At 60.1% G+C, this 20,062-nt stretch carries 18 protein-coding genes; 11 read left to right on the top strand and 7 right to left on the bottom strand.

Annotated features, from left to right (window positions below; genetic code table 11):
* Nucleotides 1–31: 31 nt before the first annotated feature.
* The 5 genes from VD17_RS10650 (at nucleotide 32) to VD17_RS10630 (ending at nucleotide 6,023) form a co-directional block, all read left to right on the top strand.
* Nucleotides 32–1,942 (top strand): ATP-binding cassette domain-containing protein, encoded by a 1,911-nt coding sequence (locus VD17_RS10650; protein ID WP_033060660.1) that lies wholly within the window; start codon nucleotides 32–34, stop codon nucleotides 1,940–1,942.
* On the top strand, nucleotides 1,942–2,523 hold the full coding sequence (locus VD17_RS10645) for a mechanosensitive ion channel family protein (RefSeq protein ID WP_046053796.1): 582 nt from the start codon (nucleotides 1,942–1,944) through the stop codon (nucleotides 2,521–2,523). Before VD17_RS10650 ends, VD17_RS10645 begins: the two co-directional genes overlap by 1 nt.
* A gap of 251 nt (nucleotides 2,524–2,774) precedes the next feature.
* On the top strand, nucleotides 2,775–3,407 hold the full coding sequence (locus VD17_RS10640; RefSeq protein ID WP_046053795.1) for a LysE family transporter: 633 nt from the start codon (nucleotides 2,775–2,777) through the stop codon (nucleotides 3,405–3,407).
* A gap of 150 nt (nucleotides 3,408–3,557) precedes the next feature.
* Nucleotides 3,558–5,456, top strand: coding sequence for a cytochrome c/FTR1 family iron permease (locus VD17_RS10635; protein ID WP_046053794.1), 1,899 nt, complete (start codon nucleotides 3,558–3,560; stop codon nucleotides 5,454–5,456).
* A gap of 111 nt (nucleotides 5,457–5,567) precedes the next feature.
* Complete coding sequence (locus VD17_RS10630) at nucleotides 5,568–6,023, top strand: YaiI/YqxD family protein (protein ID WP_033060654.1); 456 nt, start codon at nucleotides 5,568–5,570, stop codon at nucleotides 6,021–6,023.
* A 109-nt stretch (nucleotides 6,024–6,132) separates the two neighbouring features.
* On the opposite strand, the gene elbB is transcribed toward VD17_RS10630, so the two are convergent.
* Nucleotides 6,133–6,801, bottom strand: a complete 669-nt coding sequence (gene elbB / locus VD17_RS10625; RefSeq protein WP_046053793.1) for an isoprenoid biosynthesis glyoxalase ElbB — start codon at nucleotides 6,799–6,801, stop codon at nucleotides 6,133–6,135.
* A gap of 115 nt (nucleotides 6,802–6,916) precedes the next feature.
* Here elbB and VD17_RS10620 point away from each other — a divergent pair, with 115 nt between their 5' ends.
* On the top strand, nucleotides 6,917–8,152 hold the full coding sequence (locus tag VD17_RS10620; protein WP_046053792.1) for a sterol desaturase family protein: 1,236 nt from the start codon (nucleotides 6,917–6,919) through the stop codon (nucleotides 8,150–8,152).
* Here the strand turns inward: VD17_RS10620 and VD17_RS10615 are convergent.
* Nucleotides 8,133–8,765, bottom strand: a complete 633-nt coding sequence (locus tag VD17_RS10615; protein ID WP_008150321.1) for a DedA family protein — start codon at nucleotides 8,763–8,765, stop codon at nucleotides 8,133–8,135. The two genes, VD17_RS10620 and VD17_RS10615, sit on opposite strands and share 20 nt — an antisense overlap.
* A 208-nt stretch (nucleotides 8,766–8,973) precedes the next feature.
* On the opposite strand from VD17_RS10615, the gene hemB reads away from it, so the two are divergent.
* Complete coding sequence (hemB, locus tag VD17_RS10610; protein WP_046053791.1) at nucleotides 8,974–9,987, top strand: porphobilinogen synthase; 1,014 nt, start codon at nucleotides 8,974–8,976, stop codon at nucleotides 9,985–9,987.
* An 18-nt stretch (nucleotides 9,988–10,005) separates the two neighbouring features.
* Nucleotides 10,006–12,228 (top strand): polyphosphate kinase 1, encoded by a 2,223-nt coding sequence (gene ppk1 / locus VD17_RS10605; RefSeq protein ID WP_046053790.1) that lies wholly within the window; start codon nucleotides 10,006–10,008, stop codon nucleotides 12,226–12,228.
* Between the two features lie 169 nt (nucleotides 12,229–12,397).
* On the opposite strand, the gene ppx is transcribed toward ppk1, so the two are convergent.
* The 5 genes from ppx to VD17_RS10580 all read right to left on the bottom strand — a co-directional run bounded on the left by ppx (nucleotide 12,398) and on the right by VD17_RS10580 (nucleotide 17,011).
* Entirely contained in the window at nucleotides 12,398–13,900 is a 1,503-nt protein-coding gene (gene ppx / locus VD17_RS10600) for an exopolyphosphatase (RefSeq protein ID WP_046053789.1), read from the bottom strand.
* Between the two features lie 248 nt (nucleotides 13,901–14,148).
* Nucleotides 14,149–14,886: an amino acid ABC transporter ATP-binding protein gene (locus VD17_RS10595; RefSeq protein WP_046053788.1), complete on the bottom strand. Its 738-nt coding sequence runs from the start codon at nucleotides 14,884–14,886 to the stop codon at nucleotides 14,149–14,151.
* Nucleotides 14,873–15,523, bottom strand: a complete 651-nt coding sequence (locus VD17_RS10590) for an amino acid ABC transporter permease (RefSeq protein WP_046053787.1) — start codon at nucleotides 15,521–15,523, stop codon at nucleotides 14,873–14,875. Before VD17_RS10590 ends, VD17_RS10595 begins: the two co-directional genes overlap by 14 nt.
* Nucleotides 15,520–16,188, bottom strand: coding sequence for an amino acid ABC transporter permease (locus VD17_RS10585; RefSeq protein ID WP_046053786.1), 669 nt, complete (start codon nucleotides 16,186–16,188; stop codon nucleotides 15,520–15,522). Before VD17_RS10585 ends, VD17_RS10590 begins: the two co-directional genes overlap by 4 nt.
* Nucleotides 16,189–16,225: 37 nt before the next feature.
* Nucleotides 16,226–17,011, bottom strand: coding sequence for a transporter substrate-binding domain-containing protein (locus VD17_RS10580; protein ID WP_033060641.1), 786 nt, complete (start codon nucleotides 17,009–17,011; stop codon nucleotides 16,226–16,228).
* A gap of 256 nt (nucleotides 17,012–17,267) precedes the next feature.
* On the opposite strand from VD17_RS10580, the gene VD17_RS10575 reads away from it, so the two are divergent.
* From VD17_RS10575 to rho, 3 genes are all read left to right on the top strand, one after another.
* A complete protein-coding gene (locus VD17_RS10575) occupies nucleotides 17,268–17,975 on the top strand; it encodes a FadR/GntR family transcriptional regulator (protein ID WP_046053785.1) in 708 nt (235 codons plus the stop codon).
* A 120-nt stretch (nucleotides 17,976–18,095) separates the two neighbouring features.
* Nucleotides 18,096–18,425: a thioredoxin TrxA gene (gene trxA, locus VD17_RS10570; protein ID WP_008150340.1), complete on the top strand. Its 330-nt coding sequence runs from the start codon at nucleotides 18,096–18,098 to the stop codon at nucleotides 18,423–18,425.
* Between the two features lie 248 nt (nucleotides 18,426–18,673).
* On the top strand, nucleotides 18,674–19,933 hold the full coding sequence (rho, locus tag VD17_RS10565; RefSeq protein WP_007942421.1) for a transcription termination factor Rho: 1,260 nt from the start codon (nucleotides 18,674–18,676) through the stop codon (nucleotides 19,931–19,933).
* Nucleotides 19,934–20,062: the final 129 nt, after the last annotated feature.

The raw sequence follows: 20,062 nt of genomic DNA, 5'->3' as shown, positions 1-20,062 counted from the left end.
GCGAGCGAAGCTGGTAGACTCCGCCGCCATTATGATTCGACTTCAGAACCTGACTTTACAGCGTGGCCCTCAACGTCTGCTAGAAGACGCTGAGCTGACCCTGCACGCCGGCCACAAAGCCGGCCTCATCGGTGCCAACGGCGCCGGCAAATCGAGCCTGTTCGCCTTGCTTCTGGGTGACCTGCACCCGGACTCGGGTGATTGCTTCCTGCCGGCGGACTGGCGCATCGCCCACATGCGCCAGGAGATCGACACCCTCGATCGGGTGGCGGTCGACTATGTGCTCGATGGCGACCTGCGCCTGCGCGAGGTGCAACGCGACCTCGCGGCAGCCGAAGCGGCCCATGACGGTACCGCTCAGGCCCGCCTGCACTCGGAACTCGACAGCGCCGACGGATACACCGCCGACGCTCGGGCCCGAAAGCTGCTGGCCGGCCTTGGGTTCACCAATGAACAGATGGATCGCCAGGTAGGAGATTTCTCTGGTGGTTGGCGGATGCGTCTGAACCTGGCGCAGGCTTTGATGTGCCCTTCGGACTTGTTGTTGCTCGACGAACCGACCAACCACTTGGACCTCGACGCCATCATCTGGCTCGAAGAATGGCTCAAAAGCTATCCCGGCACCTTGATGCTGATTTCCCACGACCGGGACTTCCTCGATGCCGTGGTCGATCACGTGGCCCACGTCGATCAGCGCAAGATCACCCTGTATCGCGGTGGTTACAGCGCCTTCGAACGCGCCCGTGCCGAACGTCTGGCCCAGCAACAGCAGGCCTACGAGAAGCAGCAGGCGCAACGTGCGCACATGGAAAGCTACATCGCCCGCTTCAAGGCCCAGGCCACCAAGGCCCGTCAGGCCCAGAGCCGGATCAAGGCGCTGGAGCGGATGGAAGAGCTGTCCGCCGCCCACGTCGATTCGCCATTCGATTTCGTTTTCCGCGAATCAGTAAAAATCTCCAGCCCGTTGATTGACCTCTCCGACGCCCGACTGGGTTACGGCGAGCGAGCCGTGTTGGAGAAGGTCAAGCTGCAACTGACCCCCGGTGCGCGGATCGGTTTGCTTGGCCCGAACGGTGCCGGTAAATCGACCCTGATCAAAAACCTCGCCGGTGAACTCGAGCCGTTATCCGGCCGACTGACCCGTGGCGAGAACACCGTCGTCGGCTACTTCGCCCAGCATCAGCTGGACTCACTCGACTCCAAGGCCAGCCCGTTGCTGCACATGCAGCGCCTGGCGCCGACCGAGCGCGAGCAGACGCTGCGCGACTTCCTCGGTGGTTTCGACTTCCGCGGCGCGCGGATCGATGAGCCGGTGCTGAACTTCTCCGGTGGCGAAAAAGCGCGCCTGGCGCTGGCGTTGATCGCCTGGGGCCGGCCGAACCTGCTGCTGCTCGACGAACCGACCAACCACCTGGACTTGGAAATGCGCCTGGCGCTGACCATGGCCCTACAGGAATTCAGTGGCGCGGTACTGGTGGTCTCCCACGATCGCCATTTGCTCAAAAGCACCACCGACAATTTCTATCTGGTGGCGGACGGCAAGGTCGAGGAATTCGACGGCGACCTGGAAGACTACACCCGTTGGCTGGTGGACTACCGCCAGCGCAATGCGCCCGTCAGTAACACGCCGGTCAATCCGGACAAGACCGACAAGAAAGCCCAGCGCCAGGCCGCCGCAGCGTTGCGTCAGCAACTGGCGCCGCACAAGCGCGAGGCTGACAAGCTCGAAGCCGAGCTGGGCAAGCTGCACGAGAAACTGGCGAAGATCGATGCCAGCCTCGGCGACAGCGACATTTACGAGCCGGCGCGCAAGAACGACTTGCGTGACCTGCTGGCCGAACAGGCCAAGCTGAAGGTCCGTGAAGCCGAGCTGGAAGAAGCCTGGATGGAAGCGCTGGAACTGCTCGAAAGCATGCAGGCGGAGCTGGAGGCTCTGTCCTGATGGAAGCCTTCAAGCTTCCATTGCCTGCCGTATGGATCGAGCCGATCTGGCTCTTCGTGCAGATCCTGCTGATTCTGTTGGCGGGATATGTTGCCCAGCGTTTCGTCGCCAAGTGCCTGACTCGCTTGGGTGAGCGTTATCCGTTGCCCCCACAATTGCTGATGCCGCTGCGCGGTGGTCTGCGCTGGCTGATTATGGGCAGCGCGCTGATCTTCGTGCTAGAACGCCTCGGGGTGTCGGCAACGGTGCTCTGGACCGCGTTGTCCGGGTTTGTCGCGGTGGCGGCAGTGGCGTTCTTCGCCATGTGGAGCGTGCTCTCGAATCTGTTGTGCGCAATCCTGATCTTCACCGTCGGCCCGTTCCGTCTCGGCGACGTGGTCGAGTTGGTGGACACCACCGACAAGCCCGGCGTCAAAGGCCGGGTGGTGGCAATCAATCTGCTCTACACCACGCTGATCGAAGCCGAAGAACTCGGCACCGGCAGCGCCATGGTGCAAGTGCCCAACAGCCTGTTCTTCCAGCGCTCGGTGCGACGCTGGCGCGGCAGCGATGTATTCCCTTCCAGTGGTTTCGAAAAGTAAGCCTTCTGTTACCTGATAGACCGCTTTCGTCGGAACGCCGCCCGGAGCAAGCCCGCTCCCACAGTGGATCAGTGTTGTTCACAAATATTGTGTCCACTGAAGATCCAGTGTGGGAGCGAGCTTGCTCGCGATGGGGTCATCACAGGCGCAAACGCTGGTCGGCAGCCCCCTTATCCTGCAAAAAACGATGGTCATCGGCCCAAAGCCGCATTAGCTTAGACGTCTGTCACGAGTCTGAGTCGAGGTGTGCGATGGAGTTTCAAACATGGCTGGCGTTTTTTGCCGCCTGCTGGGTGATCAGTCTGTCGCCTGGTGCCGGCGCCATTGCGTCGATGTCCAGCGGTCTGCGATACGGTTTCTGGCGCGGTTATTGGAACGCTCTGGGCCTGCAATTGGGTCTGGCGCTACAGATTGCGATTGTCGCTGCCGGTGTCGGTGCAATCCTCGCGGCGTCGGCCAGCGCTTTCTATGCGATCAAATGGTTTGGCGTGGCCTATCTGGTTTACCTGGCGGTCAAGCAATGGCGCGCACTGCCCAATGACATGAGCGACGACGCGGCCGTCCGGCAAATCGGCAAGCCGATGGCGCTGGTGTTCCGGGGTTTTCTGGTGAACGTCAGCAACCCCAAGGCGTTGGTGTTCATGCTCGCGGTATTGCCGCAATTCATTGATCCGCATGCACCGCTGGTGGCGCAGTACCTGATCCTCGGAGTGACCATGATCTGCGTCGACCTGATTGTCATGGCCGGTTACACCGGGCTGGCATCCAAGGTGCTGCGCATGTTGCGCACGCCGAAGCAGCAAAGACGCATGAACCGTACGTTTGCGGGACTGTTCATTGGCGCCGCTGCGTTCATGGCGACCCTTCGCAAAGCGGTGGTGTAAAACCGCCAGGCACAAAAAAGGCGACCCTCGAGGTCGCCTTTTTCATGGCCCGAACCCGTGCAAAAACGGCGGTACTTGCGAACAACGCTTGAGTGAAAGTCATTGGAAGTGAACAATGTGTTACTTCTTATTTCCAATTGAGATTCATTCATGACTGCCCCGTCCCGATTCCTGGCCTGGCTGGTATTGCCGCTGTTTGCCCTTTGCAGTTTCAACCTGCTGGCCGACACCGTGGAAGGCGCGCCTCAAGCGCTGCATTTGCTCGATTACATCGGCGCGGATTACCCGGAAACAGTGCAAGCGGGCAAAGTCATTAATGAGTCCGAATACCAAGAGCAACTGGCATCCATCAAGGCGCTGCAAGGCTTGATCGCCGCGATGCCGGCCAAACCGGAAAAAGCCGGGCTGGAGCAGGGTGTCAGCACGCTGCGCAACGCGATCACTGCGCGTCAGGACGGCGCGGACGTCGGCCGCCAGGCGCGGCAACTCGGCGCCAAGTTGGCCGTGACCTATGAAGTCAGCCAAGCGCCAATCATTACGCCGGATCCGACCCGTGGTGCGCCGTTGTACGCTCAGCATTGTTCGGTGTGCCACGGCGACGCGGGTGCCGGGGATGGCCCGGCGGGTGTCGGTCTGACACCGCCACCGTCCAATCTGCGTGATGCGGCGCGGCTGGATCACCTGAGCCTCTACGCGATCTACAGCACCTTGGGCCTCGGTGTCGAAGGCACCGATATGCCAGCCTTCGCCGATCAGCTGGACGATCGTCAGCGTTGGGACCTGGCGACCTACATCGCCAGCTTTAGCGCCGATCCGGCTGCTGCAAAATCCGAAAAGACCTACAACATCGCCGACCTGGCCCGTCAGACTCCCGCAGAAGTGCAGGTTGCCGAGGGGCCGCAAGCGGCGGCGACCTACCGTGCGCAACGGGCGCAACCGCCGCAGGTCAAGCGTGGCCCGGCGCAGTTGCTCGACTACACCGCCGCAACGCTGGACAAGAGCATCGCGGCCTACCGTGCCGGCGATCACGATCAGGCCTATGACCTGTCGGTGGCGGCTTATCTGGAGGGCTTCGAACTGGTAGAAAGTTCTCTGGATAACGTCGACACCAACGTGCGCAAAGACACTGAAAAATCGCTGATGGCGTACCGTCAGTCGTTGCAGGACGGTTTGCCAGTGGCCCAGGCCCAACAGCGCCTGGACACGGCCAAGGCCAAGTTGAAGGAATCCGCCGGCCTGCTGGGCAGCGATGGTTTGAGTTGGTCCCTGAGCTACATCTCCGGTTTGTTGATTCTGTTGCGCGAAGGCCTGGAAGCGATTCTGGTGCTCGCGGCGATCCTCGCGTTCCTGCGCAATACCGGCCAGCAATCGGCGGCTCGCAGTGTCAACGTCGGCTGGGGGCTGGCGCTGCTGGCGGGTCTCGGGACTTGGGCGTTGGCGGCGTACGTGATCGATGTCAGCGGCTCGCAGCGTGAATTGCTGGAAGGCGCGACGGCGTTGTTCGCCGCCGTCATGGTGCTTTGGCTCGGCGTATGGATGCACGACCGTCGTCACGCGGCGGCCTGGAAGGATTACATCAAGAGCAGCCTGGTGGGCGGCGGTGGGCGTTTCGGGTTTGCGACGCTGGCGTTCTTCTCGGTGTACCGCGAGCTGTTTGAAGTGATTCTGTTCTACGAGACCCTGTGGTTGCAGGCGGGTCCGGCGGGCCATAACGCGGTACTGGCGGGTGGTGCGACGGCGTTGGTGTTGTTGGTCGGTCTGGCGTGGGTGATTTTGCGCGGTTCGGCGAAACTGCCGCTGTCGCTGTTTTTCAGTATCAACGCCGGTCTGTTGTGCGCGTTGTCGGTGGTGTTTGCCGGGCATGGCGTGAAGGCGTTGCAGGAAGCCGGGATTTTCGGCACCCGGCCGGTGCCGTTCTTTGACTTCGACTGGCTGGGGATCCACGCTGATGCGTATTCGCTGAGTGCGCAGGCGGTGGCGATCATTGCGATAATTGTGCTGTATAGCCGTAGTCGGATGGCTGAGAAGCGGCGGGTGCAGGTTTCCTGATCCGAGTGATCCTATAAAAGATCGCAGCCTTCGGCAGCTCCTACGGGTGTACGTTGATCCCATGTAGGAGCTGCCGAAGGCTGCGATCTTTTGCTTTTAAGAGGTAAAAACATGCGTGTGTGGATCGATGCCGACGCCTGCCCCCGGGCGGCCAAGGATCTGGTGGTGAAGTTCGCCCTCAAGCGCCAGTTCGAAGTGGTGTTGGTGGCCGGGCAGCCGCAGATCAAACCGGGTTTGGCCCTGGTGAAGCTGATCGTGGTGCCAAGCGGTCCGGATGCCGCAGACGATTACCTGGTGGAATACGCGGTCCCCGGCGAATTGGTGATCTGTAGCGATGTGCCGCTGGCCGATCGCCTGGTGAAAAAGGGCGTTGCGGCGCTGGATCCACGGGGCAAAGAGTTCGATGCGCAGAACATGGGCGATCGATTGGCGGTGCGTAACCTGTTCACCGATTTGCGTGAACAGGGGCAGATGAGCGGCGGGCCAGCGCCATTTGGCGAGCGTGAGAAGCAGGCGTTTGCCAATGCGCTGGACCGGATCCTCACGCGGCTTTCCCGTAAAGCCTGAAAAGATCGCAGCCTGCGGCAGCTCCTACAGAGGTTTGCATTGAACCAGAAACAGCGTCGGTCCCTGTAGGAGCTTGCGAAGCCTGCGATCTTTTGATCTTGCGTCTCTTTTACTCATCGTTTTCGTGAGTCAGTTCCAGTACCCGGTCCACCAGTTTGTTGATGCCTGAGGCCGCTTCGCTGATCGATTGCGCCAGCATGTACGCCGGGGTGCTGACCAGTTTGCGTGCTTTATCTTCAACGATGTCAGTGACCGCGCAGTCTGCGTGTGTAGCGCCCATCTTGTTCATGGCGGCGGCAGTATCGGCGTCGTTGCCGATGGTGCAGGTCACGCCCGGTCCATAGATCTTCGCCGCGAGCGCCGGCGAGATGCAGATCAGCCCGACCGGTTTGCCGGCCTCGGCAAAGGCTTCAGCCAGCGCCAGGACTTCCGGCTGCACGGTGCAGCCGGCGCCTTCGATGGCGAAGTTCGACAGGTTCTTGGCCGCCCCGAAACCGCCTGGAACAATCAGCGCATCGAAGTCTTCCACGTCCGCTTCGCGAATATCCTTGATGTTGCCTCGGGCGATCCGCGCCGACTCGACCAGTACGTTGCGCGACTCGGGCATTTCTTCGCCGGTCAGGTGGTTGATCACGTGCAGCTGCGCGATGTTCGGTGCGAAGCACTGCACCTGAGCCCCCCGCTGGTCCAGACGCAGCAGGGTGATCACGCTTTCGTGGATCTCGGCGCCGTCGTACACGCCACAGCCGGACAGGATCACTGCAATTTTTTTGCTCATGGGCTTTTCTCCAGATTCATGGCGTTAAATGTCCACTAATTTGTCACTCGTTGCCATAGGGTTAATTCGCGGCTACACCTAGGATCTGTCCTCAAGATTCCGATCAGGGCGCGTCATGGACTTCATTCTGTATGCGGTGCCGTTTTTCTTTGTGCTGATTGCCGTCGAACTGCTGGCTGACCGTTGGCGCGGAGTGAGCAATTATCGCGTGGCTGACGCGATCAACAGCATGAGCACCGGCGTGCTGTCGACCACCACTGGCCTGTTGACCAAAGGCGTCGGCCTGGTGACGTATGCGTTTGCCCTCAAACACCTGGCGCTGTTCGAACTCTCGGCTGACAGCGTTTGGGTCTGGGTCTTCGCCTTTGTCCTCTACGACTTCTGCTACTACTGGCTGCATCGCATGGGCCACGAACGCAACATCCTCTGGGCGGCGCATTCGGTGCATCACCAGAGCGAGGACTACAACCTGTCCACGGCCCTGCGCCAGACCAGTACCGGCTTCCTGCTGAGCTGGATCTTCTACCTGCCGATGGCCGTACTCGGCGTGCCGCTGCTGGTGTTCATCAGCGTCGCCTCGCTGAACTTGCTGTACCAATTCTGGGTGCATACCAAACACATTCCCAAGCTCGGCTGGTTCGAGTGGTTCTTCGTCACGCCGTCCAATCATCGGGCTCACCATGCGCAGAACGCTCTCTACATGGATCGCAACTACGGTGGGGTGTTCATTATTTGGGACCGTCTATTTGGCTCGTTCCAGGAAGAGGATGATAACGAACCGGTGATTTTCGGCGTCACCACGCCGCTGGCGAGCTGGAATCCGTTGTGGGCGAACGTGCAGTTCTATGCGCAGCTGTGGGATGACGCGCGGCGTGCGCAAAGCAAATGGGACAAGCTGCGCATCTGGTTCATGCGCACTGGTTGGCGGCCGGCGGATGTGGCCGCCAAATACCCGATGAACAAGCCCGACCTGAGTCAGTTCCGTAAATTCGAGGTGCCGCTGGACGGGCGTCAGCAGCTTTACGTCGTATTGCAGTTCTGCGTCTACATCGCGCTGGGCAGCTACTTGATGAACCTGGAGCAGACTTTGCCAACCGCCGCGCTGGTGCTCGGCTGGAGTGCCGTGGCGCTGGGTTTGTTTACGTTGGGCGTGGCCCTGGAGAATCGCCCGTGGGCGCTGAAGCTGGAGCTGCTGCGCCTGGCGTCGAATGTGCCGCTGGTGTGGCTGGCGCCGGTCGTCGGGCTGTGGCCGGCCAGCGCGGTGGGCTGGGTCGGCCTGCTGAGTTACAGCCTGCTAAGCGGTATCGGTCTCTACTGTTGCAGAAACCGCTTCACTCGACTGGCGTCGTAGGTTCGTTGGTTTTGGCTTGTTCCGCTTTCAAGGCCTGCTCGTCGGCGTAGATCTTCTTCGCCAGACGGGCGTTCTTGAGGCGTCGGCGCAACCACAGGCAAAAGCCCAGTATCAGCAGGGCGCCAAGCACCCACAGCTCGTACTTCTTGACGCTGCCGAGCATCCCTTCGAGCACCGCACCGAAGTGATAGGCGGCGGCAGCCAGCGCCGCGGCCCAGATCGCGGCACCAATCCCGTTGAGCAGCAGATAACGTCCCGGTGGATAGCCCGACAGGCCGATCGCCACCGGCATCACCGTGCGCAGGCCATAGACAAAGCGGAAGCTCAGTACCCAGATGTCCGGGTGCCTGCGGATGTGTTCCAGCGCCCTGTCACCCATCAATTGCCAGCGCGGTTTGCGCGCCAGCAACTTGCGGCCGTGCTTGCGACCCAGGAAATACCACAGCTGATCACCGGCATAACTGCCGAGGAACGCCACGATCATGACCACTTTGAGGTCCATGTATCCTCGGAACGCGAGGAAGCCTGCGAGCACCAGAATGGTTTCGCCTTCGAAAAACGTGCCGAGAAAGAGGGCGAAGTAGCCGAATTCCTGAAGAAATTGTTGGAGCATTGTCTGGATGCTGGCGAAATGAACGCGCAGCCTAACCCTTCGGGAACATTCATGAAAGTGTCCAAATGTGTCTCGACGTGAACATTTCCTACAACGACAATGGAATGCGACTACCTGTCACAGGGGTGCACATAACTGTAATACGTTCGTCATAATGCCCGCTTATAACTGTCACGCTCGCCCGCCAGCGCGGGCTCAGGAGTCCGCCGTGAGCTTTACCCCCGCCAACCGTTTGTTTCCAGGAACCCGCCTGCGTCGCAATCGTCGTGATGATTTCTCGCGTCGACTGGTCCGTGAAAACGTTCTGACCGTCGATGACCTGATCCTGCCGGTGTTCGTGCTGGACGGTGAAAACCGTCGCGAAGCGGTGGCGTCGATGCCGGGCGTCGAGCGCCTCACCATCGATCTGTTGCTGGAAGAAGCGGCCAAGTGGGTCGAGCTGGGGATTCCGGCATTGGCGTTGTTCCCGGTGACGCCGCCGGAGCTCAAGTCTCTGGACGCCGCTGAAGCCTGGAACCCCAACGGCATTGCTCAGCGCGCCACTCGCGCATTGCGTGCGCAATTTCCTGAACTGGGTGTGATCACTGACGTCGCCCTGGACCCGTTCACCACTCATGGCCAGGACGGTATTCTCGACGAAGAAGGCTACGTGCAGAACGACATCACCGTCGATGCACTGGTCAAGCAGGCGCTGTCCCACGCCGAAGCCGGCGCTCAGGTGGTGGCCCCGTCGGACATGATGGACGGTCGCATTCAGGCGATCCGCGAAGCGCTGGAACTGGCCGATCACGTCAACGTGCGGATCATGGCCTACTCGGCGAAGTACGCCAGCGCCTATTACGGCCCGTTCCGCGATGCGGTCGGTTCGGCGCTGAACCTGGGCAAGGCCAACAAGGCCTCGTATCAGATGGACCCGGCCAACAGCAATGAAGCCTTGCACGAAGTGGCGGCGGACTTGTCAGAAGGCGCGGACATGGTCATGGTCAAGCCAGGCATGCCGTATCTGGACATCCTCTACCGGGTCAAAGAAGAATTTAAAGTGCCGACCTTTGTTTATCAGGTCAGCGGTGAATATGCCATGCACATGGCGGCGATCCAGAATGGCTGGTTGAGCGAAGGGGTTATCCTCGAATCCCTGACCGCTTTTAAACGTGCAGGCGCTGATGGCATCCTGACTTACTTTGCCGTCCGTGCTGCTCAATTGTTACGAGAGCAAAAATAGCCCTCCCAGGAACATTCGATGAATACCGAAGTGCTCACTGAAGTTGCCGTAAAAGACGCTCAACCTGTGGTGGAGCAAATCGCCGAAACCCCGCCGGAACTGGAGCCTGCTGCTCCCGCGGTGGTGGCAGAGACCGCAATAGCGGCGCCAGCGATTGCCATTCCCGGCCTGGATGACAGCAGCCTGTACATCCATCGCGAGCTCTCGCAACTGCAGTTCAACATCCGCGTGCTGGAACAGGCGCTGGATGAGTCCTACCCGTTACTGGAGCGGCTGAAGTTTCTGCTGATCTTCTCCAGCAACCTGGACGAGTTCTTCGAGATTCGTGTGGCCGGCCTGAAAAAGCAGATCACCTTTGCCCGTGAACAGGCTGGCGCCGATGGCCTGCAACCGCACCAGGCCCTGGCCCGCATCAGCGAACTGGTACACGGTCACGTCGACCGCCAGTACGCAATCCTCAACGACATTCTGTTGCCGGAACTAGAAAAGCATCAGGTCCGCTTCATCCGCCGGCGCCACTGGACCACCAAGATCAAAACCTGGGTGCGCCGCTATTTCCGCGATGAGATCGCGCCGATCATTACCCCGATCGGCCTCGACCCGACGCACCCGTTCCCGTTGCTGGTGAACAAGAGCCTGAACTTCATCGTCGAGCTCGAAGGTATCGACGCCTTTGGCCGTGATTCCGGTCTGGCGATCATCCCGGCACCACGTCTGCTGCCACGCGTCATCAAGTTGCCGGAAGAAGTGGGCGGCTCTGGCGACAACTACGTGTTCCTGTCGTCGATGATCCATGCGCACGCCGATGACCTGTTCCAGGGCATGAAGGTCAAGGGCTGCTACCAGTTCCGTCTGACCCGTAACGCCGACCTTTCCGTCGACACCGAAGATGTAGAAGACCTGGCCCGCGCCCTGCGCGGCGAGTTGTTCTCGCGTCGCTACGGTGACGCGGTGCGTCTGGAAGTAGCGGACACCTGCCCGAAACACTTGTCCGACTACTTGCTCAAGCAGTTCAACCTGCACGAAACCGAGTTGTATCAGGTCAACGGTCCGGTCAACCTGACCCGCCTGTTCAGCATCACCGGTCTGGACAGTCAGCGAGCGCTGCAATACTTGCCGTTCACCCCGCAGATCCCGAAACTGCTGCAGAACAGCGAGAACATCTTCAGCGTGATCAGCAAGCAGGACATCCTGTTGCTGCACCCGTTCGAGTCCTTCACTCCGGTGGTCGATCTGCTGCGCCAGGCTGCCAAGGACCCGCATGTATTAGCGGTCCGTCAGACCCTGTACCGCTCCGGCGCCAACTCGGAAATCGTCGATGCGCTGGTCGATGCCGCGCGTAACGGCAAGGAAGTCACTGCGGTGATCGAGTTGCGTGCGCGGTTCGACGAAGAGTCCAACCTGCAACTGGCCAGCCGTCTGCAAGCGGCCGGTGCGGTGGTGATTTACGGCGTGGTCGGCTTCAAGACCCACGCCAAGATGATGCTGATCTTGCGTCGCGAGGCTGGCGAGATTGTCCGTTACGCCCACTTGGGTACCGGCAACTACCACGCGGCCAACGCCCGTCTGTACACCGACTACAGCTTGCTGACCTCGGATGACGCCTTGTGCGAAGACGTGGGCAAACTGTTCAGTCAGCTGATCGGCATGGGTAAAACCCTGCGCATGAAGAAGCTGCTGCACGCGCCGTTCACGTTGAAGAAGGGCATGCTCGACATGATTGCCCGCGAAACCCAGTTCGCCCTCGACGGCAAACCGGCGCACATCATCGCCAAGTTCAACTCGCTGACCGATCCGAAGATCATCCGCGCGCTGTACAAGGCCAGTCAGTCCGGGGTGCGTATCGATCTGGTGGTGCGTGGCATGTGCTGCTTGCGTCCGGGCATCGCCGGGGTTTCGCACAACATCCACGTGCGCTCGATCATCGGTCGCTTCCTGGAGCACACCCGGGTCTTCTACTTCCTCAATGGCGGCGAAGAGCAGATGTTCCTGTCCAGTGCCGACTGGATGGAGCGCAACCTCGACAAGCGCGTCGAGACTTGCTTCCCGGTCGAGGGCAAGAAGCTGATCTTGCGGGTCAAGAAAGAGCTGGAGCTTTATCTCACCGATAACACCCACAGCTGGAGCCTGCAGGCGGACGGTCGTTACATCCGCAACACGCCGACCGGCAACCAGAACCCGCGCAGCGCGCAGGCAACTTTGCTGGAGCGCTTGGGTAGCCCGATTCTGACCGTGCGTTAACGCGCAAAACCTGTGGGAGCGAGCTTGCTCGCGATGGCGGCTGAACAGTCAACATTGATGTCGAATGTGATGGCCTCTTCGCGAGCAAGCTCGCTCCCACAAGGGGTTTGCGTTGTCTGCTGAATTGCGGGCACAAAAAAAGGCCTTCCGAAGAAGGCCTTTTTCAATTTCAGCGAACGTTAAGCACAAAGCCGACGCGGGTCAGCCATTCCGCTTCAAGGGCGAAGTCGGCCTGGGTCAGTTGGTTTTCGTCCAGCCAGTTTTCCGGGAACAACACATCCAGGCTGTCGCCGTTGGCGTGTAGCACGACCTGAGGCATTTCCTGGGTGCCGCGGATGTGATGGAACAGGATCGCAAAGCGCAGCAGCACGCACAGGCGAATCAGCTTGATGCCCTCGTCGCCAAAATCCGCAAACCTGTCCCGGGGAATATTGCGGCGGTGGCCACGCACCAGTAACGCCAGCATCAGTTGGTCTTCGCGGGAGAATCCGGCCAGGTCTGAATGCTCGATCAGGTAGGAGCCGTGCTTGTGATACTGATAGTGAGCAATGTCCAGGCCCACTTCATGGACCTTGGCGGCCCAGCCCAGCAGTTCGCGCCAGACGCCGTCATCCAGGTCCCAATCTTCGGCGACTTGATCGAAGGCATGCAACGCCTTGCGCTCAACGCGCGCCGCTTGTTCCAGATCGACGTGATAACGCTCCATCAACGAGCTGAGGGTGCGCTCACGGACGTCTTCGTGATGATGACGGCCTAGCAGGTCATAGAGCACGCCTTCGCGCAGGGCGCCTTCACAGTGGTCCATGCGTTGCAGTTCGAGTGCGTCGAAGATCGCTTCGAGAATCGCCAGGCCCGCCGGGAAGATCGCCCGGCGGTCAGGCTTGATGCCTTCGAAGTCGATCTTCTCGACGTCGCCGAGCTTGATCAGCTTGCGCTTGAGCCAGGCCAAACCTTGGGCGTTGACCTCGCCCGTGCCATGCCCGCCGGCCTTCAGCGCCAGGCCGATGGCGCGAATGGTGCCCGAGGAGCCGATGGCTTCATCCCAGGTCAGGCGATGCAGGGCGTGTTCGATGCTCATGATCTCCAGCCGCGCCGCAGTGTACGCCTGGGCGTAGCGGGCCGGGGTGATCTTGCCGTCCTTGAAGTAGCGCTGGGTGTAACTGACGCAGCCCATTTGCAGGCTTTCGCGCAGCAGCGGTTCGAAGCGCTGGCCGATGATGAATTCGGTACTGCCGCCGCCGATGTCGGCCACCAGGCGTTTGCCCGGGGTGTCGGCGAGGGTGTGGGAAACGCCGAGGTAAATCAGGCGTGCCTCTTCACGGCCGGAGATGACTTCCACCGGGTGGCCGAGAATTTCTTCAGCGCGGCGGATGAATTCGCCACGGTTACGGGCTTCACGCAGGGCGTTGGTGCCGACGATCCGCACGGCGCCGGGCGGCATACCGTTGATCAGTTGGGCAAAACGCTTCAGGCAATCGAGCCCGCGTTGCATGGATTCTTCACTGAGCTGACGCTCATCGTCGATGCCGGCGGCCAGCTGAACCTTCTCCCCGAGACGTTCGAGAATACGGATTTCGCCGTTCTGGGCCTTGGCCACGACCATGTGAAAGCTGTTGGAGCCCAGGTCGATTGCGGCGATCAGGGACAGATTCTTGGCTTGGGATTGCGGCATGGTCAGGGGGTCTCGGTCGATAACCTCGACATCGTGCCACGATCAAACGCTGCCGCCAACGCGCAGTGTTCAATGCCTTGATCCGGCGCAGTCCTGCCGGTGACCGCTGCCGGTGACCGCTGCGCGGTCAATCGCGAGCAAGCTCGCTCCCACAGGGTTCTGTGTTGCCCTGAATCCTTTGGTCGACGCAGAACCAATGTGGGAGCGAGCTTGCTCGCGATGGCGGCCTCACGGGCGCCGAAGAGATTTCAACCCGCCGCTTCGACAGTCCCAATGAAATTCGCCAGCTCCGCGGTCTGTGGATTCGCAAACAACACCTTCGGATCCCCAACCTCATGCACCTTGCCCTGATGCATGAACACCAACTTGTCCCCAACCTCCCGGGCAAAACGCATCTCATGGGTGACCATAATCAACGTCATCCCTTCCTTGGCCAGTTGCCGAACCACGCTCAACACTTCATTGACCAATTCCGGGTCCAGCGCCGAGGTAATCTCATCGCACAGCAAGACCTTCGGCGACATCGCCAGCGCCCGGGCAATCGCCACCCGCTGTTGCTGCCCGCCAGATAACCGATCCGGGAAGGCATCGAATTTCTCCCCCAGCCCGACCCGCTCCAACATTTCCCGCGCCAGCTCGGCCGCTTTGGCTTTCGGTACTTTCTGCACAACCTGCGGCGCGAGCATCACGTTCTCGCCGACCGTCAGGTGTGGAAACAGGTTGAACTGCTGAAACACCATCCCGACTTTCTGTCGCAAGCTGCGCAGATCGGCACGGGCGGCGTCGAGGTAGTCGCCGTCGACTTCAATCACGCCGTCGTTGATCGATTCCAGACCATTGAGGGTGCGCAACAAGGTGGATTTGCCCGAGCCGCTGCGACCGATGATCGCCACCACCTGGCCTTCCTCGACACTCAGGTCAATGCCTTTGAGCACATGGTGGTCGCCGTAATATTTATGCAGGGCCGAGATTCTAAGCAGAGGCATGCAGTCTCCTTTCCAGGTAGCGGGCACTGAGGGACAAGGGGTAGCAGAGCAGGAAATAACCGAGGGCCACGAGGCCGTAGACCATGAACGGTTCGAAGGTCGCGTTGGCGAGCATGCCGCCGGTCTTGGTCAGTTCGGTGAAGCCGATGATCGAGGTGACAGCGGTGCCTTTGACCACTTGCACCGAGAAACCCACGGTCGGTGCCACGGCGATCCGCAGCGCTTGCGGCAGGATCACATAGCGCAGTTGCTCCAGCGGGTTCAGCGCCAGGCTTGACGAGGCTTCCCACTGGCCGTTGGGGATCGACTCGACGCAACCACGCCAGATCTCCGCCAGGTAGGCGCTGGTGAACAGCGTCAGGGCAATCGCCGCGGCCATCCACGGCGAAATCTCAGCCCCAGCCAACGCCACACCGAAGAACACCAGAAACAGCTGCATCAACAGCGGCGTGCCCTGGAACAGTTCGATATAGGTGCGGGCGAAGCTGCGTGGCAGGGATTGTTTCGAGATGCGCATGACCATGATCAGCAAGCCGATCAGTCCACCACCGATAAACGCCACCAGCGACAGCGCCAGGGTCCATTGCAGGCCGGTGAGCAGGTTGCGTACGACGTCCCAGAACGTGAAATCGCTCATTGGCTGCTCCTTGCGACAAAACGGCGGCCGATCCAGTTCAGCAGCTGGCGGATCAACAAAGCCATGCACAGATAAAGCAGCGTGGTCAGGGCGTAGGTCTCAAAGGCGCGGAAGTTGCGCGACTGAATGAAGTTGGCGGCGAAGCTCAGCTCTTCGGTGGCGATCTGCGAGCAGACCGCCGAACCCAGCATGACGATGATGATCTGGCTGCTCAATGCCGGCCAAACCTTGCCCAGCGCCGGCAGCAGCACCACGTGGCGAAAAGCTTCGAAGCGCGTCATCGCCAGCGCCGCCGCGGCTTCAAGCTGTCCTCGAGGGATGGCTTGAATGCCGGCGCGGATGATCTCGGTGGAATAGGCGCCCAAGTTGATCACCATCGCCAGCACCGCCGCCTGCCATTCCGAAATCTGCACCCCCAGTGACGGCAGGCCGAAGAAGATGAAAAACAACTGCACCAGGAACGGCGTGTTGCGGATCAACTCGACGTAGACCCCAAAAATGCCGGCGAACGGACGGATGTTCCACGCCCGCACCAGCGCCCCGACGATGCCCAGACCCACCCCGAGCACTGCGCCGATGGCCGTCAGTTCAAGGGTGAACAGCGCACCGCGCAGCAGCAGGTCGGTGTTTTGCACCACCGGTATGAAATCGAACTGATAAGCCATGTTCAGGCTCCTTGTTTAAACGGCGTCGCAACGACGATCAGAGATCGGCCGGCAGCGGCTCTTTGAGCCAGGTCCGGGAGTTCTTCTCCAGCGCGCCGTCGGTCTTGGCGGTGGCGAGGATCTGGTTGACCTTGTCCAGCAGCGCCGGCTCGTTTTTGTTCACGCCGACGTAGACCGGCGAATCCTTGAGCTTCACCTTCAGCGCCGGAATGCGTTTCGGGTTGCGCTCGCTGATAGTCACCATCACCACGTTGCCGCTGGCGATCAGATCAACTTGCCCAGCGAGGTAAGCGGCGATGGTCGAGTTGTTGTCTTCGAAGCGCTTGATGGTCACGCCTTCGGGCGCGACTTTGGTCAGCTCGATGTCTTCGATGGCGCCACGGGTGACGCTGATGGTTTTGCCCTTGAGGTCGTCCAGGCTTTTGATGCTGGCGTCTGGCGGACCGAATACGGCGAGGTAGAACGGCGCGTAGGCACGGGAGAAGTCGATAACCTTCTCGCGCTCGGGGTTCTTGCCGAGGCTGGAGATCACCAGATCGACCTTGCCGGTGGTCAGGAACGGAATGCGGTTGGTGCTATTGACCGGCGTCAGCTCGAGTTTGACCTTGAGTTGGTCGGCCAGCAGCTTGGCGGTGTCGATATCGAGGCCGCGAGGTTTCATGTCCGGGCCGACCGAGCCGAAGGGCGGGAAGTCCTGAGGCACGGCAACCTTGAGGACGCCGCGCTTGACCACATCCTCCAGACCGTCGGCGTGGGCGGGCGCCTGGCTCAGCATCAGGCTGGCAAACAGGGCGGCGAGGAGGGCGCTGTAACGCTGGGTCATGGCAAATCTCCGAATCGGCGAGAAGTGAATTCTGCGGATCGACAGAGCATGGGCCGTGCCAACATCGGGTTTTGGGGGCGCAAGGCCACGGTTTTGCTGGTGTCTATCGGTCTTACTGGTCTGAACAGTTGGGCGGTGTTCCGCACCCCGATAGCGCATTCATGAAAATCTCCGAACCCCCATGGGGCACGACTTGCCGGGCGTCGCGAATAGCTTTACAACTAACCGCTCATTGGCCTGGTTCGTCTGAAAAACCATGAACTCGATCTCTCGCGCCGTACCTGAAGTGGCGCTGCAAGCCATCCGTAAACTGATCACCGAACAGGGCTTCGGGGCTGGGGATGCCTTGCCCTCGCAACGGGATTTGGCGGTGCAATTGGGGGTCAGTCGAGCGTCGCTGCGCGAAGCGTTGTCGTCACTGAGTGCGTTGGGGGTGATCAGCATCCAGCCGGGCAAAGGCGTGTTCGTGCAGTCACCGGTTGATTTACCGCGAGGTGATGCGGCGCTGAGTTGGCCGTTCGCGGCCCAGGCCTCGCCGCTCGATATCTTCCAGTTGCGCTATGCCCTGGAAGGCTTTGCCGCCGGTTTGGCGGCGGTGACCCTGAGTACTCACGAGCTCGATGCACTGGAAGATAACGTCGCCGCCATGCGCCTCGAATTGAAGGCCGGAGACTTCGAGGCCGCGGCGCGACTGGATTTCGAGTTTCACCGACGCATTCTGCTGGCGAGCGGCAATCAGGCGATGCTGAGCATCCTGACGGCCAGCGCCGACATCTTCCTAGAGAGCCAGAAACTACCATTCATCCGGGCGGAGCGGGCCATGGAAACCTGGCAGGAACACCGCAAAATCCTCCGTGCGCTGGCCCGGCGGGCCTCCGGCGCAGCGCAGAAGGCCATGCAAGAGCATGTGCGCAATGCAGCCCTGCGCACCGGAATTGCCTTCGTCGCTCCCGCCACCTCGTGACTTGGTCTATACCCAAACTCATGCGGCACCATAGCGAGACTCAATCATCTGCACCTTCCTGAACGAGGGAAGGGCAGCTATGATGGGCCACGTTTTTTTGCTTACAACCTGGAGACTTCCATGAGCAGCGATCTTATCAAACACGTCACCGACGCTAGCTTCGACGTCGACGTCCTCAAGGCCGAAGGCGCTGTACTGGTCGACTACTGGGCTGAATGGTGCGGCCCTTGCAAAATGATCGCTCCTGTTCTGGACGAAATTGCTGAAACCTACAAAGGCAAGCTGACCGTTGCCAAACTGAACATCGACGAGAACCAGGAAACTCCGGCCAAGCACGGCGTGCGTGGTATCCCGACTCTGATGCTGTTCAAAAACGGCAACGTTGAAGCGACCAAGGTCGGCGCACTGTCGAAGTCGCAACTGGCTGCCTTCCTCGACGCCAACATCTAAGCGTCGTTTAAAGCGTCATCAAAAAGGCCCCGCACATTGCGGGGCCTTTTCGTTATTGAGGGCTAGACGCTCCGAAACTCAGGTGGTACATTCGGCCCCGCACTGGTTTCTCCACTGCCCCCTGCTAGCCGTCGCCGACGCACTCCTTTTCGAATAAGTACGCGATCCTGTCGCCTTCTCTGCGGCGCGGCCTCATTAAGCCAAAAGCTTAATTTCCCCCCCTCCATAAATGATTACGTCATTCCTATATGAATCTGACTGAACTCAAGCAAAAGCCGATTACCGAACTGCTCGAATTGGCCGAACAGATGGGCATAGAAAATATGGCCCGTTCGCGCAAGCAGGACGTGATTTTCTCCCTGCTCAAAAAGCACGCTAAAAGCGGCGAGGAAATCTCCGGTGATGGCGTGCTGGAGATTCTCCAGGACGGCTTCGGCTTCCTTCGCTCCGCTGACGCTTCCTATCTTGCCGGCCCAGACGATATCTACGTCTCGCCGAGTCAGATCCGTCGCTTCAACTTGCGCACCGGTGACACCATCGTTGGCAAGATCCGTCCTCCAAAGGAAGGCGAGCGTTATTTCGCGCTGCTCAAGGTCGACACGATCAACTACGATCGTCCCGAGAACGCGAAAAACAAGATTCTCTTCGAGAACCTGACCCCGCTGTTCCCGACCGTGCGCATGAAGATGGAAGCCGGCAACGGTTCCACCGAAGACTTGACCGGTCGAGTCATCGACCTGTGCGCCCCGATCGGCAAAGGCCAGCGCGGTCTGATCGTTGCACCGCCGAAAGCCGGTAAAACCATCATGCTGCAGAACATCGCAGCCAACATCGCACGTAACAATCCTGAAGTTCATCTGATCGTATTGCTGATCGACGAACGTCCGGAAGAAGTAACCGAAATGCAGCGCACCGTGCGCGGCGAAGTGGTTGCCTCGACGTTCGATGAGCCGCCAACCCGCCACGTGCAGGTTGCCGAAATGGTGATCGAGAAGGCCAAGCGCCTGGTCGAACACAAGAAGGACGTGGTGATCCTGCTCGACTCCATCACCCGTCTGGCTCGTGCCTACAACACCGTGATCCCGAGCTCCGGCAAAGTACTCACCGGTGGTGTCGATGCCCACGCCCTGGAGAAACCGAAACGTTTCTTCGGCGCCGCACGGAACATCGAAGAAGGCGGTTCGCTGACCATCATCGCCACCGCGCTGGTTGAAACCGGCTCGAAGATGGACGAAGTGATCTACGAAGAATTCAAAGGCACGGGCAACATGGAACTGCCGCTGGATCGTCGTATCGCTGAAAAACGCGTCTTCCCGGCCATCAACATCAACCGTTCCGGCACCCGCCGCGAAGAGTTGCTGACAGCCGACGACGAGTTGCAACGCATGTGGATCCTTCGCAAGCTGTTGCACCCGATGGACGAAATCGCTGCCATCGAGTTCCTGGTCGACAAGCTGAAAACGACCAAGACCAACGATGAGTTCTTCCTGTCGATGAAACGCAAGTAAGTCGATAGACCAGCAGAAGCCGGGGAAACCCGGCTTTTTGCTATCTGATTTTTGATCAATTGCCAGTTCGTGGTTCTGAATAGAGGGGTTCGGCGCTAAACTGCCACCCCCGAACGGCACGGCCAACAC

The sequence above is a fragment of the Pseudomonas fluorescens genome (assembly GCF_000968015.1).
Lineage (GTDB): Bacteria > Pseudomonadota > Gammaproteobacteria > Pseudomonadales > Pseudomonadaceae > Aquipseudomonas > Aquipseudomonas fluorescens_W.
This window is presented reverse-complemented; position numbering and strand designations above follow the sequence as displayed.